General features: G+C 66.5%; 14 protein-coding genes. 3 read left to right on the top strand and 11 right to left on the bottom strand.

Going from position 1 to position 16736, the window contains the following annotated elements; genetic code table 11:
• Positions 1–539: 539 nt before the first annotated feature.
• From CUJ89_RS32590 to glcD, 5 genes are read right to left on the bottom strand one after another with little or no spacing between them, the layout of a single operon-like run.
• Entirely contained in the window at positions 540–2714 is a 2175-nt protein-coding gene (locus CUJ89_RS32590) for a malate synthase G (protein ID WP_114181329.1), read from the bottom strand.
• 38 nt (positions 2715–2752) lie between these two features.
• On the bottom strand, positions 2753–3157 hold the full coding sequence (locus CUJ89_RS32595) for a GlcG/HbpS family heme-binding protein (RefSeq protein ID WP_114181330.1): 405 nt from the start codon (positions 3155–3157) through the stop codon (positions 2753–2755).
• A 20-nt stretch (positions 3158–3177) separates the two neighbouring features.
• Positions 3178–4398, bottom strand: a complete 1221-nt coding sequence (glcF, locus tag CUJ89_RS32600) for a glycolate oxidase subunit GlcF (RefSeq protein ID WP_114181331.1) — start codon at positions 4396–4398, stop codon at positions 3178–3180.
• Positions 4399–4422: 24 nt separating this feature from the next.
• Positions 4423–5499 carry a glycolate oxidase subunit GlcE gene (gene glcE / locus CUJ89_RS32605; protein WP_114181332.1) on the bottom strand — a complete coding sequence of 359 codons (1077 nt, stop codon included), beginning with the start codon at positions 5497–5499 and terminating at the stop codon, positions 4423–4425.
• Positions 5499–6998 carry a glycolate oxidase subunit GlcD gene (gene glcD, locus CUJ89_RS32610; RefSeq protein ID WP_114181333.1) on the bottom strand — a complete coding sequence of 500 codons (1500 nt, stop codon included), beginning with the start codon at positions 6996–6998 and terminating at the stop codon, positions 5499–5501. The genes glcE and glcD overlap by 1 nt, the downstream gene beginning before the upstream one ends.
• 218 nt (positions 6999–7216) lie before the next feature.
• On the opposite strand from glcD, the gene glcC reads away from it, so the two are divergent.
• The 3 genes from glcC to CUJ89_RS32625 all read left to right on the top strand — a co-directional run bounded on the left by glcC (position 7217) and on the right by CUJ89_RS32625 (position 10763).
• On the top strand, positions 7217–7987 hold the full coding sequence (gene glcC / locus CUJ89_RS32615; protein WP_114181334.1) for a transcriptional regulator GlcC: 771 nt from the start codon (positions 7217–7219) through the stop codon (positions 7985–7987).
• A gap of 189 nt (positions 7988–8176) precedes the next feature.
• On the top strand, positions 8177–9670 hold the full coding sequence (locus tag CUJ89_RS32620) for a nitronate monooxygenase (protein WP_114181335.1): 1494 nt from the start codon (positions 8177–8179) through the stop codon (positions 9668–9670).
• 145 nt (positions 9671–9815) lie between these two features.
• Positions 9816–10763, top strand: coding sequence for a GlxA family transcriptional regulator (locus tag CUJ89_RS32625; RefSeq protein WP_114181689.1), 948 nt, complete (start codon positions 9816–9818; stop codon positions 10761–10763).
• 91 nt (positions 10764–10854) lie between these two features.
• On the opposite strand, the gene CUJ89_RS32630 is transcribed toward CUJ89_RS32625, so the two are convergent.
• The 6 genes from CUJ89_RS32630 to CUJ89_RS32655 form a co-directional block, all read right to left on the bottom strand.
• Complete coding sequence (locus tag CUJ89_RS32630; protein WP_114181336.1) at positions 10855–11337, bottom strand: YybH family protein; 483 nt, start codon at positions 11335–11337, stop codon at positions 10855–10857.
• Positions 11338–11461: 124 nt separating this feature from the next.
• Positions 11462–12316, bottom strand: coding sequence for a DJ-1/PfpI family protein (locus CUJ89_RS32635; protein ID WP_114181690.1), 855 nt, complete (start codon positions 12314–12316; stop codon positions 11462–11464).
• 153 nt (positions 12317–12469) lie between these two features.
• Positions 12470–13216, bottom strand: a complete 747-nt coding sequence (locus CUJ89_RS32640; protein WP_114181337.1) for an SDR family oxidoreductase — start codon at positions 13214–13216, stop codon at positions 12470–12472.
• A gap of 335 nt (positions 13217–13551) precedes the next feature.
• A complete protein-coding gene (locus CUJ89_RS32645; protein WP_114181338.1) occupies positions 13552–14403 on the bottom strand; it encodes a carbohydrate ABC transporter permease in 852 nt (283 codons plus the stop codon).
• A gap of 16 nt (positions 14404–14419) precedes the next feature.
• Positions 14420–15364: a carbohydrate ABC transporter permease gene (locus tag CUJ89_RS32650; RefSeq protein WP_114181339.1), complete on the bottom strand. Its 945-nt coding sequence runs from the start codon at positions 15362–15364 to the stop codon at positions 14420–14422.
• Positions 15365–15417: 53 nt separating this feature from the next.
• On the bottom strand, positions 15418–16677 hold the full coding sequence (locus CUJ89_RS32655; RefSeq protein ID WP_114181340.1) for an ABC transporter substrate-binding protein: 1260 nt from the start codon (positions 16675–16677) through the stop codon (positions 15418–15420).
• Positions 16678–16736: the final 59 nt, after the last annotated feature.

Raw genomic sequence — 16736 nt, forward strand, 5'->3', positions numbered from 1 at the left:
GCGGCGGGCCGATGCGATTATTCGTATGACGTTTCTGCGGCGATCCGGTGCGTGGCTCTTCCGGCGCCACCCGCCCGTTCAGCAGAGAAAATGGACGCCGATTATCGGAAATCGCGGCCAGATATACCGGTAAATCATGTATTCATCGGCGACATCTGCCGTGATTCGACGATCCGACGAATCGGGCGGCGCGAATTCAAGCGAGTATAGCGCGCGCGTTCGCGTGCGCGGGAAATGTCGCGGCCCGTTGATCCGGATCAAATTACGGTGAAATCCCGGGCTTGTGAATATCGGGCAGAGCGTTGTAGCGCAAGGCTTTGCGGCATGAAGGGAGACGGCGCGCGGTCGCCGATTTCGGCGGTTTAACGGCGGGCGAACGGTGGGCGAACGCGAAAAGCGAAAGCGAGCGATATGCACCGATTATCCGTTTCAACGGTCGCGTGAACGCGAATATGAAAACGGGCGGCCGTGAGGGCCACCCGTTTCGTGAAGCCGGCATACGGGCTCCCGGCATGCGGGGCAAGCCCGCATGCGCATGCTTACCCGCCGTGCTGTTGCGCCTTGAACGCGAGCCGGAACCGGTGCAGCAGCGGTTCGGTATAGCCGCTCGGCTGCGACGTGCCCTGCAGCGCGAGCGCGCACGCGGCCTTGAACGCGGTCGACTGGTCGTAGCCGGGCGCCATCGGACGATAGTTCGGGTCGCCGGCGTTCTGCTGGTCGACGACGCGCGCCATCCGCTTGAACACGTCGAGCACGAATGCCTCGGTGATCACGCCGTGGCGCAGCCAGTTCGCGATGTGCTGGCTCGAAATGCGCAGCGTTGCGCGGTCTTCCATCAGGCCGACGTCGTGGATGTCGGGCACTTTCGAGCAGCCGACGCCCTGTTCGACCCAGCGCACGACGTAGCCGAGAATGCCCTGTGCGTTGTTCTCGACCTCGCTCCGGATCTCGTCTTCGCTCCATTCGGCACGCTCGACGACCGGCACGGTCAGCAGGCCTTCGAGCAGCGCGTCGCGTTCGCTCGCGTACGGCGTCTTCTCGAGTTCCTGCTGGACGGCCTGCACGTCGACGAGATGGTAGTGCAGCGCGTGCAGCGTCGCAGCGGTCGGCGACGGCACCCACGCGGTGTTCGCGCCGGCGCGCGGATGCGCGATCTTCTGCTCGAGCATCGCGTGCATCAGGTCCGGCATCGCCCACATGCCCTTGCCGATCTGTGCGCGGCCGCGCAGGCCGGCCGACAGGCCCGCGAGCACGTTGTTGCGCTCGTACGACGTGATCCATGCCGACGACTTCATGTCGCCCTTGCGGATCATCGGGCCCGCTTCCATCGCGCTGTGCATCTCGTCGCCGGTGCGGTCGAGGAAGCCGGTGTTGATGAACGCGACACGCGCGGCGGCTGCGGCGATGCACGCGGCGAGGTTCACGCTGGTGCGGCGCTCCTCGTCCATGATGCCCATCTTCAGCGTGTTGCGCGGCAGGCCGTACAGGTCCTCGATGCGCGCGAACAGCGTATCGGCGAATGCGACTTCGACCGGGCCGTGCATCTTCGGCTTCACGATGTAGATCGAGCCCGTGCGCGAGTTGCGCTTCGCCTTCAGGTCGTGCAGTGCGCACAGCGTCGTGACGACGCCGTCGAGGATCCCTTCCGGAATCTCGTTGCCGTCGCGGTCGAGCACCGCACCGTTGGTCATCAGGTGGCCGACGTTGCGCACGAACAGCAGCGAGCGGCCGTGCAGCGACAGCGTGCCGCCGTCGGGCGTCGTGTAGTCGCGGTCGGCGTTCAGGCGGCGCGTGAAGCTTTTGCCGCCCTTCGCGACTTCCTCGACCAGCGTGCCCTGCATCAGGCCGAGCCAGTTGCGGTAGAGCTGGACCTTGTCGTCGGCGTCGACCGCCGCGACCGAATCCTCGCAGTCGATGATCGTGCTGACCGCGGCTTCGAGCACGACGTCCTTCACGTTCGCGAGATCGGTGCGGCCGATCGGCGTCGACGCATCGATCTGGATCTCGAGGTGCAGGCCGTTGTGCTTCAGCAGGATCGCGGACGGTGCATCCGCTGCGCCCTGGTAGCCGACGAACTGCGCCGGCTGCGCGAGATGCAACACACCCTGCGCGGCGTCGACGGCGAGCTGGCCGTCCTGCACGCGGTAGCGCAGCACGTCGCGGTGCGAGGCGCCCGCGAGCGGCGCCGCCATGTCGAGCACGTCGCGCGCGTAGTCGATCACGCGCTGGCCGCGCGTCGGGTTGTAGGTCGCGGTGCGTTCGGCGCCGCCGTCTTCGGGCAGCGCGTCGGTGCCGTACAGCGCGTCGTACAGGCTGCCCCAGCGTGCGTTCGTGGCGTTCAGCGCATAGCGTGCGTTCGACAGCGGCACCACGAGCTGCGGGCCGGCCTGCGCGGCGATCTCGCTGTCGACGTTCGCGGTGGCTGCCGCGACATTCGACGGTACCGGCACGAGGTAGCCGATCTGTTCGAGGAACGCGCGAAACGCGGCGTGGTCGCGCACGGGGCCGGGGTGCGCGCGGTGCCAGGTGTCGAGTTCATGCTGCAGGCGGTCGCGTTCCGCGAGCAGTTCGCGGTTGCGCGGCGCCAGGTCGTGCACCAGGGCGGAGAAACCGCTCCAGAATGCGGCCTTGTCGATGCCGGTGCCCGGCAGCGCTTCGTTTTCAATGAACTGGCTCAGCGCTGGCGCGACTTGCAGTCCTGCTTGGTCGATCATCGTTAATCCTCCCGGGGAAAAATGCGCGCGCGGCTTGCTTATGCAACGACGCTTTGTGTGCCGGCGCGGGCAATCTGCGCGTCCTGCTCGGACTTTACGCCAGACACGCCGATCGCGCCCGCGATCCGGCCGCCGACCGTGACCGGCACGCCGCCTTCGAGCAACCCCGTCAGCGGCACGCTGAGAAACGCGGTGCGGCCGCCGTTGATCATATCCTCATACGCCTTCGTCTCGCGACGGCCGAGCGCCGCCGCGCGCGCCTTGTCCTGCGCGATGTATGCGCTGGCCGGCGATGCGCCGTTCAGCCGCGCGAACGCGAGCAGGTGGCCGCCGTCGTCGACGACGGCGATCGACACGGCCCAGCCGTGGCGCTCCGCTTCCGCGCGGGCGGCGGCGAGCATCTGGTCGGCATCGGCGAGTTCGAGTTCGGGCTTCGTTTGCATGGCATTCCTCCGGAATCAGGTCAGTTGGCGCGCCGGTTGTCGACGAGCTCGATCCAGTGGCGCACGGGCGTGCGGCCCGCGCCGTTCAGGTGAGTCTGGCAGCCGACGTTGGCCGTGACAATCAGGTCCGGCCGCGCGGCTTCGAGCGCATCGAGCCGGTTGTCGCGCAGTTTGGCCGCGAGTTCGGGCTGCGTCAGCGAATACGTGCCGGCCGAGCCGCAGCACAGATGGCCGTCGGCGACATTCGTCAGATCGAAACCGAGCCGCGTCAGGATGCTTTCGACCGCGCCGCCGAGGCGCTGCGCGTGCTGCAGCGTGCACGGGCAGTGGACCGCCACGCGGCGTGGCGTCGCATCGGCCAGCGCGTCGAGCGGCTCGGCCGCGATCACCTCGGCGAGATCGCGCGCGAGCGCGCTGACGCGCCGCGCCTTCTCCGCATAGACGGGGTCGGAGCGCAGCAGATCACCGTATTCCTTGACGAATGCGCCGCAGCCGCTCGCCGTCAGCACGATCGCTTCCGCGCCGGCCTCGATTGCGGGCCACCACGCGTCGATATTGCGGCGCGCACGGGCGAGGCCCGCGTCCTGCGCGTTCAGGTGATATTCGGTCGCGCCGCAGCAGCCGGCCTCGCGCGCCGGGCTCACGCTGATGCCGAGCCGGTCGAGCACGCGCGCGGCCGCCGCATTGGTGTTCGGCGACAGCGACGGCTGCACGCAGCCTTCGAGCATCAGCACGCGCCGCGCGTGGCGCACGGCCGGGCGCGGCGCGGCCGCGGGAACGGCGGCCGGAATCTTGTCCCGCAGCGTGCCGGGCAGCAGCGGGCGCAGTGCGCGGCCGGCCTTCAGCAACGCGGCGAACGTCGCCGGACGCGGCACGACGTGACGCAGCCCCGCGCGCAGCAGGCGCTCGCGCGCGGGCCGTTGCGCGCGCTTCTCGGCTTCCGCACGGCCGATGTCGAGCAGCGTGTGGTAGCGCACGCCGGACGGACAGGTCGTCTCGCAGTTGCGGCAGGTCAGGCAGCGGTCGAGATGCTGCTGCGTGCGCTCGCCGCACGGCTCGCCTTCGAGCAGTTGCTTGATCAGGTAGATGCGGCCGCGCGGCCCGTCGAGCTCGTTGCCGAGCACCTGGTAGGTCGGGCAGGTCGCATTGCAGAAGCCGCAGTGCACGCACGCGCGCAGGATCGCTTCCGCTTCGTCGGCCCGGGCGAGGGCCTTGCTTGCTTCGCTGAGATTGGTTTGCATCGGCGGGTCGGGGTCGGGTTCGCGTCAGAAGTCGGCGGTCAGGCGGCCGGGATTGAAAATCGCGTGCGGGTCGAGCTGCGCCTTGAGCTGCCGGTGCACGCGCAGCAGCGCGGGCGGCAGCGGCTGGAACGGCTCGCGCGTGGTGCCCTGCGTGAAGCAGGTCGCGTGGCCGCCCCATTGCGCGGCGAAGCGCTGCACGTCGGCCGGGGTCGCGTCGCTCTTCAGCCAGCGCTGCGCGCCGCCCCAGTCGGCAAGCAGCGTGCCGGGCAATGCGTCGAGCGGCGCGGCGGCCGGCACCGATACGCGCCACAGCGGGCGCGGATCGTCGAAGAACGGCAGCGCGAGATCGCGCAGCCGCGCCCAGAACGCGTGGTCGGTGCCGTTCATCCGGTCGCCGCCGATCGTGTCGCGCGCGGCCTTCACCGAGCCCTCGCCGCCTTCGAGCCGCACGCGCAGCACGCCGTCCGCATGGCACGCGCCCGCGAGCGGCAGCCCCGTGCGCCGCCATGCGGCGACGCGCTGCACGGCTTCGCCCGCGGCGAGCGGCAACGCGAGATCGCACGTCGCGCGCGGCTTCGGCAGCACCTTCAGCGACACCTCGGTCACGACGCCGAGGCAGCCGAAACTGCCGGCGAGCAGCCGCGACACGTCGTAGCCCGCGACGTTCTTCATTACCTCGCCGCCGAAGCGCAGGTGCTTTGCGTGACCGGTGATCACGCGGCAGCCGAGCACGAAGTCGCGCACCGCGCCGGCCCACGGGCGGCGCGGCCCGGACAGCGCCGCCGCGAACATCCCGCCGACCGTTGCCGCGCCGCCGAACGACGGCGGCTCGCACGGCAGCATCTGGCCGGCTGCGTCGAGCATCGCTTCGAGATCGGCGAGCGGCGTGCCCGCGCGTGCGGTGACGACGAGTTCGGTCGGGTCGTACGCGACGATGCCGCGATGCGTGCGCACGTCGAGCGTGCGGCCTTCGACGGGGCGGCCGAGGAAGGCCTTCGTGCCGGCGCCGCGGATGTGCAGCGGCTGGCGGTCGTGGATCGCGGCGTCGACCTGTGCGACGAGCGCCGCGCTGGCGTCGATCGATTCGATTTCGCGTCGCATCAGAAGCGCTCCAGTTCGGGAAACGGCAGCTTGCCGTGATGAATGTGCATTGCGCCGAATTCGGCGCAGCGGTGCAGCGTCGGGATGTTCTTGCCGGGGTTGAGCAGGCCCTGCGGATCGAACGCGGCCTTCACCGCGTGGAAGAACGTGATTTCGTCGGCGTTGAACTGCACGCACATCTGGTTGATCTTCTCGCGCCCGACACCGTGCTCGCCGGTGATGCTGCCGCCCGCCGCGACGCACAGCTCGAGGATCCTGCCGCCGAGCGCTTCCGCGCGGTCGAGCTCGCCGGGCCGGTTCGCGTCGAACAGGATCAGCGGATGCATGTTGCCGTCGCCCGCGTGGAATACGTTCGCGACGGGCAGCGCGTATTCGGCGGACAGCGCGGCGATTCCTTCGAGCACACGCGGCAGCTCGCGGCGCGGGATCGTGCCGTCCATGCAGTAGTAGTCGGGCGACATGCGGCCGACCGCCGGGAACGCGTTCTTGCGGCCGGCCCAGAAGCGCTGGCGCTCGGCTTCGTCGCGTGCGACGCGGATCTCCGTCGCGCCCGCGTCGCGCAGCAGCGCGGCGACGCGTTCGGCGTCCTCGTCGACGTCGCTTGCCGCGCCGTCGAGTTCGCACAGCAGGATCGCCTGCGCGTCGACCGGGTAGCCCGCGTGGATGAAATCCTCGGCCGCGCGGATCGCGAGGTTGTCCATCATCTCGAGGCCGCCGGGAATCACGCCCGCGCCGATGATCCGCGCGACCGCGGCGCCGGCCTCGGCGACGTCGTCGAAGCTCGCCATCAGCACCTTCACGCTCGGCGGTTTCGGCAGTAGCTTCACGGTCACTTCGGTGACGATGCCGAGCATGCCTTCGGAGCCCGTGAACAGCGCGAGCAGGTCGAAGCCGGGCGCATCGAGCGCATCGGCGCCGAGCGTGAGCGACTCGCCGTCGATCGTCAGGATCTCGACCTTCAGGATGTTGTGCACCGTGAGTCCGTACTTCAGGCAATGCACGCCGCCCGCGTTTTCGGCGACGTTGCCGCCGATCGAGCACGCGATCTGCGACGACGGATCGGGCGCGTAGTAGAGGCCGTACGGCGCGGCCGCCTGCGAGATCGCGAGGTTGCGCACGCCGGGCTGCACGCGCGCGATGCCGGCATCGGGGTCGATGTCGAGAATCCGGTTGAACTTCGCCATCACGAGCAGGATGCCTTTTTCGAGCGGCATCGCGCCACCCGACAGCCCCGTGCCCGCGCCGCGCGCGACGACCGGCACGCGATGCGCGGCCGCGACGCGCAGCACCGCGCGCACCTGTTCGATCGTGTCGGGCAGCACGACCGCGAGCGGCACCGTGCGGTACGCGGCCAGCCCATCGCATTCGAACGGCTTGAGCGCCTCGGGTTCGTGCAGCACGTCGAGGCCGGGCGCCGCCGCGTGCAGCGCGGCGGCGAGCGTGGGGCGGTCGACGGTCGCCAGCGGGCCGTCGATCCGTTCGTCGTAGATGAAACTCATCGGTCTGTCTCCACCATGAGGGCGGCCGCGCGATGCGCGACACGCCGGATGGACGCGATTCTTGGCGGGCCGCGTTTGCGTGTCCAGATGTCTTCAATGTGGTCATACCAGTTTCTGGAGTGGCATCGGAAAGCGGTTGCCTAAGAATCAATAAAACTCAATCAACACAAGGCTTTGTGAGAAAATCGCCGAGATCCGTCCAAAGTGGTCATACCAGTATGGAAATGTCTGATCGAGAGGGGCCGGCGCGGCGCGTGGCCGATGTCGTCGCCGAGCGGATCGAGAAGCTGATCGTCGATGGCGTGCTGAAGGCCGGGCAGGCGCTGCCGTCCGAACGGAGGCTGACCGAGAAGCTCGGCGTGTCGCGCACGGCCGTGCGCGAAGGGATGAAGCTGCTGCACGCGCGCGGGATCATCGACACGACGCACGGCAAGGGTTCGTTCGTCGCGAGCCTGACCCCGCAGCGCGAAATCACGCCGATGATGCATCTGCTCGGCTCGCAGCCGCGCACGCTGTACGACCTGTTCGAGGTGCGCGGGATGCTCGAGGCCGAGGCCGCGCGACTCGCCGCGCTGCGCGGCACGCCGGCGGATTTCATCCTGATCCGGCGTCGCTACGAGGAAATGACGGCGGCCGACGCGCAGGATCTCGATCCCGCCGCGCGCGCGAAGCTCGACCACGCGTTCCATCTCGCGATCTGCGAGGCGTCGCACAACCCCGTGCTCGTCAACACGCTGCAGTCGCTGACCGACCTGCTGCTCAGTTCGGTGTTCGCGTCGGTGAACAACCTCTATCATCGCGAGCCGCTGAAGAAGCAGATCGACCGCCAGCATGCGCGGCTCTACAACGCGGTTACGGGGCGGCTGCCCGACCAGGCGCGCAAGGCCGCGAGCGAACATATCCGCCAGTGCGTCGATTATCTGCGCGAGATCGAGCAGGAGGAGCAGCGGCTCGTGCGTTCGACGTTGCGGCTCGAAGGGTGGACGTGAGCGGGCGCCGGATCGCTCACGCGATGACGTATATCAAGCACGCTGCGGTGCCGGTGCGACGCCGCAATCGAATATGTCACAATGTGATCCATTCGATGTCCGGCCCGTCATGGCCCGTGCACATGCGCGCAACACGCGCTGCGTGCCGCCGAGCGTGACGCGCCGCCGATCCTGATAGGAGGACGCTGCATGTCGATTCCGACGCGTGGCGACGGGCCCGACGCCCGCGCCGTCCAGATCCTGCATCGCCCTGTCTGCGACCTGCTCGGCTGCACGTGGCCGATCGTGCTCGCGGGCATGGGCGGCGTCGCGCGCGCGGAGCTCGCGAGCGCCGTGAGCGCGGCCGGCGGGTTTGGTTTTCTCGGCATGGTGCGCGAGCCGGTCGCGCTGATCCGGCGCGAAGTGCAGCAGGTGCGCGCGGCCACCGATCGTCCGTTCGGCACCAACCTGATTCCCGCGTCGACGCCGCCCGACCTGCTCGATGCGCAGCTCGACGCGTGCATCGAGTTGCGCGTGCCGGTCGTCGCGCTGTTCTGGGATGTGATGCCGGCCGTCGTCCGGCGCTTGCGCGATGCCGGCGTGTGCGTGGTTCACCAGGTCGGCTCGCTCGACGACGCGCGCGCGGCCGAGGCGGCCGGCGCACAGGCGCTCATCGTGCAGGGGCACGAGGCCGGCGGCCACGTGCGCGGCGACCGGTCGCTTGCCGCATTGCTGCCGGACGTGATCGGCGCGGCGCGCGTGCCGGTGCTCGCGGCCGGCGGGATCGTCGACGGCGCGGGCGTGGCCGCCGCGATGGCGCTCGGCGCGCAGGGCGCGATGATCGGCACGGCATTCATCGCGACGCACGAATCGTTCGCGCATGCGTATCACAAGCAGCGCATCGTCGACGCACACGAAGGCGACACGCTGCTGACCGACATCTTCCACATCAACTGGCCGCGCGGCGCGAAGGTGCGCGTGCTGCCGTCGAGCGTGACGCGCGGCGAGCGCGGCGATCCGTTCGGCCCGGAGCGGATCGCGATCGGCGACGAGGAAGGGCGGCCGATCTATCTGTTCAGTACCGATTCGCCGCTGCGCACGATGACCGGCGATTTCGAGGCGATGGCGCTGTATGCGGGCACGGGCGCTGGCCGGATCGGCGCGGTCGAGCCGGCCGGCGACGTGCTGCGCCGTATCGCGCTCGATGCGGCGGCGATCGTCGAGAAAGGGGCGTCTTCATCGGCAGGCGAGACGGATGAGAGCCGCGCGGCATTGCTGGCGGCGCTCGATGAACTGCTGGAGGCGGAGCGCGCGGGGGCACGCGTCGCGTCGGAGACGGCTGCCGAGGTCAATGACGATCCCGAGCTTCACCGGCTGATCGTGCATATCCGCCAGGACGAGGCGCACTGGTGCAGCGTGCTCGTCGACGCGATCCGGTCGCTCGACGCGGTCCCGACGCGCGCGACCGGCGCGTTCTACGAAAAGGCGATGGCGATCGACGATCTGGCGGAGCGGATGGCATTCCTGAACCGTGGCCAGCGTTGGGTCGCGCGCAAGCTGCAGACGTTGCTGCCGACGCTCGCGGCGCCGGATCTTCATCACGCGCTGTCGTTGATGCTCGTTGCGCACGAGAAGAATATCGGGGCGGTTGATGTGCGGTTGAGGGAGAAGGGGGCGGGGAGCGTGCAGGGGGATGGGCAATGATTTGCTTGCGCTGTTCCGACTATCGCCTATACGGGTAATCGATAGAAGCGTAAATGACGTTTTTCCCTCATTTCAGGCTGAATGACGCTATTCGAGGGTTCCCGGTAAAATGTGCCTTTCGGGAATTTTCAGTAACTGGTTCGTCATGCATCGAATTGGATTCTTCGTTTGCCGTGGCTACGATGCGCTTGATCTTGGCGGGCCACTGTCAGCCTTCAATCAGGTGGCCACGGCCGCTGGTGAGACGCCCTATGACCTTCATGTCATCTCGCAATCCGGAGGCCCGGTTCCTGGCAATACGGGCCTTTTGGTCGAGACGAAGCCGATCGGAAGGCGCACGTTTGACACCGTCGTTTTCGTGGGCGGTGATATCGATCCGATGCAGACATCGGAGAACATCGCCGCTGCCAGGAAATTGGCCGCGAGGGCCGCGCGGGTGGCAAGCGTGTGTACGGGCGCGTTTCTGCTTGCGGAAACCGGCTTGCTGGACGGCTTGAGAGCAGCGACCCACTGGCGATACGCTGCGCTATTGCAGTCGCGCTTCCCTCGCACACGGGTCGACGGCGACAGTATCTATATCGAGGATGGCCGTGTCTGGACGTCGGCGGGCATCGCCTCCGGAATAGACCTGGCGCTCGGCATGATTGAAAGAGATATGGGCGCAGAGATTGCGCGCGCCGTCTCCAGGCTTCTGGTTGTTCCGCATCGTCGATCAGGAGGGCAGTCCCAGTTCTCGGCTATGTCGCAGATGGAGCCGGAATCGGATCGCATCCGCATCGCCCTGAATTTTGCCCGGGAACATCTGGCGGAGGCATTGCCTGTCGAACGACTCGCCGATGCCGCAAGATTGAGTTTGCGACAGTTCGGACGAGCCTTTCGCCGGGAAACCGGTGAAACGCCTGCCAAGGCGGTCGAGCGCTTGCGAGTCGAAGCGGCGAGGCTGCGCCTGCAGGGTGGCAGCGAACCGATCGAACAGATTGCCCTGGCTGTGGGATTCACCGATCCGGAACGGATGCGGAGGGCCTTCATCAAACTGCATGGGCACCCACCGCAAGCGATTCGACGCGAGAGCAGATCGAACGGCGCGCGCTGATCGCCCCCGGCCGATCAGCGCGCTGCCTGGTCAACTTCCCTCTGACGGGCCAGTGGCGCCAGGGTACGTGACGATCTATTTCGCCGGACGCTCACTGCCCGTTGGTTTTGACGGGAGCGTAGTCATTCCACATGTCGCGGTGCAACTTCCACACGCCGGCCTGCTTCACGAAGACGAGAATCTGCTTGGCGCGGATTTTGAGTTTTCCATCGTGGTCGCGGACCTCCGCATCAGAAACCTCCGTCACGATCCGATCATTACCGTAGAACTCGTACTGGCTGAACGATACGGTGCCGGGTTTCGATCCGGCATACCCGTTGGTGAAGTACTCGGCGATCGCGCGGCTTCCCGTGACTTTGTCGCCGCCGGGCGGCAAGAGTGCGCCGTCGTCGGTATAGAGGCGGCCGATCGCCTCATAGTCCCCCCGCGCAAAGGCATCCGCCCATCGCGCGTTTTCGGCCTTGATGGCCGCTTCGGGTGGATGTTGCGAACCGCCGGCAGTGGCCGGCGCCGTGAATGCAAAAAAGGAGACGCAGGCTGCAAGCGCAGCAGTACAAAGACGGATCTGTTGCATCGAGTGATTTCCGAACGAGCTTGAATTGAAAGGACGGCGCCAAACGGGCCGGTGGAGCGGGCAATGTCGGGCGCGGCCTTCATCGAGGCCGGCGGCGGCCATGCCCGCATTGCCGGCAAGTGTTTCAGCGAACGCCGGGGATTCGTGCGAGCCCCCTGGATGCGCCGGGCAGTTTTTTGTCGACCATCGCGATGACTTCCGGCCGCGCGTCCCTGGGATGACCGGAATGGAATGGCGGAGCCGGGTCGTACTCGATCACGAGCTGCGTGAATTCGGCGGCCTGTTGACCGCGCAGTTTCGCTGCCACGCGAAGTGCGAAGTCGATGCCCGCCGTCACGCCGCCGCCGCTCATGAACCGACTGTCGTCGTCTTCCACGAAGCGATCGGGAACGGGAATGGCGCCATATTCGGACAGCTTGTTGATGAAGGCCCAATGGCACGCGCTTCGCTTGCCCTTGAGAATGCCCGTTGCGGCGAGCACGAGCGATCCGTTGCAAACCGACGTAACGTGTCTGGCGCTTTCTGCCAGGCGCCGGATCTGCGCCTGATACGCCGGCTGCATCGGTGCGCTCAAATCGGACCCGCCGGGGACGAGGATCACGTCGGTCTTCTCGATATCGGCCAGTCGTTCGGTGTTGCCATACACGACGCCAAATTCGAGCGTCACGTTGCCTCCATTGAGGCTCGCGTAGCGAACGTTCGTATTGGGTAGCCGGTGGAAGATCTCGCTGGGGCCGGCGAAGTCGAGAAGCGTACCGCCGTCGTAATTGACGATCAGAATATCGAGGGGGTCGTTCGGGGCAAGCACCCCCTTGCTGCCTGCCTGTGCAAGCGCAGGCGTGGCGTGCCCAAGCAAGGCGCCGCCACCGAGGACGGCGCCAAGGGTGGCGGCGCTTCCAAGCTTGAGAACATCGCGGCGCGAACGACCTGCTCGGGTGAGTTGCTTTACGGAAGGGTTATTACCGCTACTGTCGGTCAAGATGACTTCTCCTTGCACTTCGGCCCCCTCTGCGAGCGCAACCAGGCCGGGCCGGATTGAATAACCGCCACGACGTAAAGCGTGGCGGACGCGAGATCAGGATAGGGATGAGCCGGGATGACGCGTCGGGCTCCGGAATCGTGAAACGCAGGCTTAAAGCTGCGAGGCACCGCCATCGACGACCAGTTCGGTGCCGACGACGTAGGAGGATTCGTCGCTGGCGAGATACAGTGCCGCGTAGGCAATGTCCTCGGCCTTGCCCATATAGCCCACCGGAATCGCTTCGGCGAATTCGGCCTGACGGTCGCGAACCCATTCGTCGGGCATGCCCCACTTGGTGAGCAGGGGCGTGTTGATCGCGCCGGGAGCGATCGCGTTGAAGCGGATTTTCCGGTCGAGAAACTCATGGGACCAACTGCGGGCAAGCGATCGCACCGCGGCCTTCGCTGCCGCAGTCAACGAGATGCCATGCTTGCCGGTCTGCGCGACGAAAGATGTATTGAGGATGACTGAGGAACTGTCTCGCAAGTATGGAAGAACTGCTTGAAGCGTGAACACCACGCCCTTGACGTTGACGTCCATGATCTCGTTATAGAGTTCGTCGTCGATGTCGTTGACTGCGGACGGGAAAGCCCAGCCGGCGTTGGCGAACACGACATCCAGGCCGCCGAACTTCTCGTTTGCCTCGGCGGCAATCGCTCGCATGTCCTTGATCGAACGCACGTCGCCCTTGAGAACGATCGCATTCTCGCCAAGCTCGGCCTTCACACGCTCGAACACGGCATCATCGCGACCCGTAACCGCGACTCGGGCGCCTTCTGCAATGAACAGCTTCGCGGTTGCAAGACCGATGCCACTGGTTCCACCGGTGATCAAAGCTGACTTGTTCTTAAGCCTCATCTTTCATTCCTTTCCATGGTCGTGTGATTGATCAGGCCGAAAGCGTCAAACGCAATCGCGTTTGTGCGCTATTCCAGGCTGATCGTCCATGCGAAGTATGAAACGTGAGGCGAGTGGCGCAAAGGTCGTATAACCCTCAAAAAGAGCCACGCAATCTGAACGAATGACAAGCGTATCCCGGCGTTCAGTGACGCCGCGCGTCAAGCAGGCACAGCAGGGCCGGAGCGGGTCGCCAAGCGACATTCCACCACGCCCGTCAGAACGAAAAAAAGCCCGCCGAAGCGGGCAACCTCACGATGCGGAGGGGGAGATGCGAGTGTGCGCGCGCCGCGCGTTCAACCTTTGGTCGCGCCGAACGTCAGCCCCGCGACGAAATGCTTCTGCATCGCGAAGAACATCGCGACCGACGGCAGCGCGGCAAGAATCGACCCGGCCGACACGAGGTTCCACGACGTCGTCCATTGCCCCTTCAGCGCGGCGACACCCGCGGTGATCGGCGCGGCTTCGTCGCCTTGCGTGAGGCACAGCGCCCAGAAGTAGTCGTTCCACACGAACGTGAACACAAGAATTGCGAGCGCGGCCAGCGCGGGCCGGATCAGCGGCAGCACGATCCGCCAGAACACCGTCCATTCGCCCGCGCCCTCGATGCGCGCGGCTTCGATCAGCTCGAACGGCAACTGCTTGATGAAGTTGCGCAGGAACAGCGTGCAGAAGCCGGTCTGGAACGCGACATGGAACAGGATCAGCGCTTCGACGGTATTGAACAGGCCGAGCCTGAGCGACAGGTCGCGCACCGGAATCATCAGCACCTGCACCGGCACGAAGTTGCCCGCGACGAACGTGCCGAACAGCGCGGTATTGCCGCGAAACCGGTAGGTTGCGAGCGCGAAGCCGGCCATTGCCGCGAGCGCGATCGAGCCGATGACGGACGGCACCGTGATCTGCACGCTGTTCCAGAAGTAATGCAGCATCGGCGACGTCGTCAGCGCATCGCGATAGTTTTCGATCATCGAGAAGTGCCGCGGCCAGCCCCAGTAGTGGCCTTCGACCAGTTCCTCGGTCGAGCGCACCGACGTGACGAACACGGCGATCATCGGCAGCAGCCAGATCAGCAGCGCGACGGGCAGCGACAGCTTGTACAGCCGGCGCGAGACGGGCTTCCATTGGGCAACGGGCGTCGGAAACATGAGGATTCCCCGATAGTCACTGTTCGTTGCGCAGCATGCGGCGCAACTGGAACACGATGTAGACGAGCATGATCGCGAACAGCACGACCGCGATCGACGCGGAATAGCCGAGCCGGTAGTACTTGATCGCCTGGTCGTACATGTAATACGCGAGCACGGTCGAGCTCTCGAACGGGCCGCCGCTCGTCATCACCGAGATCAGGTCGAAGCTGCGCAGCGCGCCGATCACCGTGACGACGATCGCCATGAAGGTGGTCGGCCGCAGTTGCGGCAGCACGACGTGCCAGAGCAGCGCGAAGCCGCGCGCGCCTTCCATCCGCGCCGCTTCGATCTGTTCCGGGTTGACCGACGTCAGGCCGGTGAGATACAGGATCATGCAGTACGCCGTCTGCGGCCAGAGCGCGGCGAACACGATGCCGAAGGTCGCATAGCGCGCGTCGCCGAGCACCGGAATGCCGTGCCCGGCGATCAGCGCGAGCAGCCCGAAGGTCGGATCGTAGAACCACGAGAAGATCAGGCCGACGACCACGCCGGACAGCACGAACGGTGCGAAGAACAGCGACTTCACGAGCCGGATGCCGGCGACCGCCTGGTTCAGGTACAACGCGAGCGCGAGGCCGAGCGGCGGCGCGAGCATGAAGAGCGCGAGCCAGATCACGTTGTTGCGCAGCGCCGTGTAGAAGGTCGGCGCATGCAGCAGTTCGACGTAGTTCGCGAGACCGACGAAGCTGCGTTCGGTCATCCCGTCCCAGTTGTACAGGCTCAGCGACAGCGTCGACAGGATCGGCCAGATCACATAGATGGCAACCATCGCGCAGGCCGGCGCGAGAAAGAGCCACGCGGCGCGTCGTTGCCGCCGCACGGCGGGCGACGGGCGGCGCACGGTGCGCGCGCCGGCGGGTGCCCCGTGCGGCGGCGTCGCGGGGCCGGCGGGCTGGGTGGACGTGATCGGACTGGACACGGCAAGCCTCCTGAACGGACGCGGCGGCGCGAGGCCGCCGAACGGGCGTGGGGTTACTTCTTGTAGATCCGCTTGCGGGTCTGCTCGAGTTGCGCGAGCACCGTATCCAGCTGCGCGGGATTTGCGAGGAACTGTTGCATGCCCTTCATCCCTTCATCGGCCATTTCCTTCGTCATGTCGCGGTCGTAGAACTGCGCGACGCCGCCCTTCGTGTCGGCGAGGATCCGGAAGCCGATGCGCGAGATCGGATCGGCCGGCTCGGGCGACTTGCTGTTGGCCGACAGCGAGCCGAGACCTTCCGCGAGCTTCGCGCCCATCTCGGGCGTTTCCACGAATGCGAGGAACGTGTGCGCGTCGGCCTTGTTCTTCGCCTTGGTCGGGATATGCAGCGATTCGACCGGGCCGTCCTCGGCGGTCGGCACCTTCGGGTCGATGATCGGGAAGCGGTAATAGCCCATTTCCTGCTTCACGTTCGGCGGGAAACCGGCCGCGATGAAGGTGCCCATCAGCATCATCGCGGCCTTGCCCTGAAACAGGAACGGCTGGGCGCCGTCGAGATCGTAGGACAGTGCGTTGTCGATGAAGTAGCCAGAATCGATCAGCGATTTCCAGGTCGTGTAGACCTTCTTCACGCGCGGGTCGGTGTACGGCACGTCGCCGGCCATCAGTTGCTGGTGGAACGCGTTGCCGTTCAGGCGCAGGTCGAGATAGTCGAACCAGCCGGCGAGCGTCCATGCGTCGCGGCCGCCGATAGCGACCGGCGTGATGCCGGCCGCCTTCAGCTTCTTGCATGCGTCGAGAAACTGGTCCCACGTCTTCGGCTCGTCGGCGATGCCGACCTTGCGGAACAGGTCCTTGCGGTAGAACAGCCCCCACGAGTAATAGACGGTCGGCGCCGCGTACTGCTTGCCGTTATACGACGACGCGTCGCGCGTCGACGCGTACATCGCGCCCCAGCCGTTTTTCGCCCAGTCGCCGCTCAGGTCCTCGAACAGCCCGCGCTTCGCGTAGTACGCCATCCGCTCGCCAGCGTGCCAGTTCACCACATCTGGCGCGACGGTCGTGAGCCACGCGGGGAGCTGCACCTTGTACGCTTCCTCGTCGACGAAGGTCGCCTTTACGTCGATGTCGGGATGCGCCTTGCGGAATGCGTCGAGCGTCGATTGCCACACGGCGCGCTGGCTCCCGCCCTTGAACGCGATGTTGATCGTCAGCGTGCCTGCGTCGGCAGGCGCCGTCATGCCGAACGATGCGAGCGCGATGGCGGCGGCCGTGGCGAGCCGGGCGGCGACGCGAAGGGGGCGATGTGTCATGTGTGTCTCCATTCCTGTGTGTCGTTGTGCGTGACCGACGCGTCGTGGCGCCGGTGGCG

The organism is Burkholderia pyrrocinia (assembly GCF_003330765.1).
Classification (GTDB): domain Bacteria; phylum Pseudomonadota; class Gammaproteobacteria; order Burkholderiales; family Burkholderiaceae; genus Burkholderia; species Burkholderia pyrrocinia_B.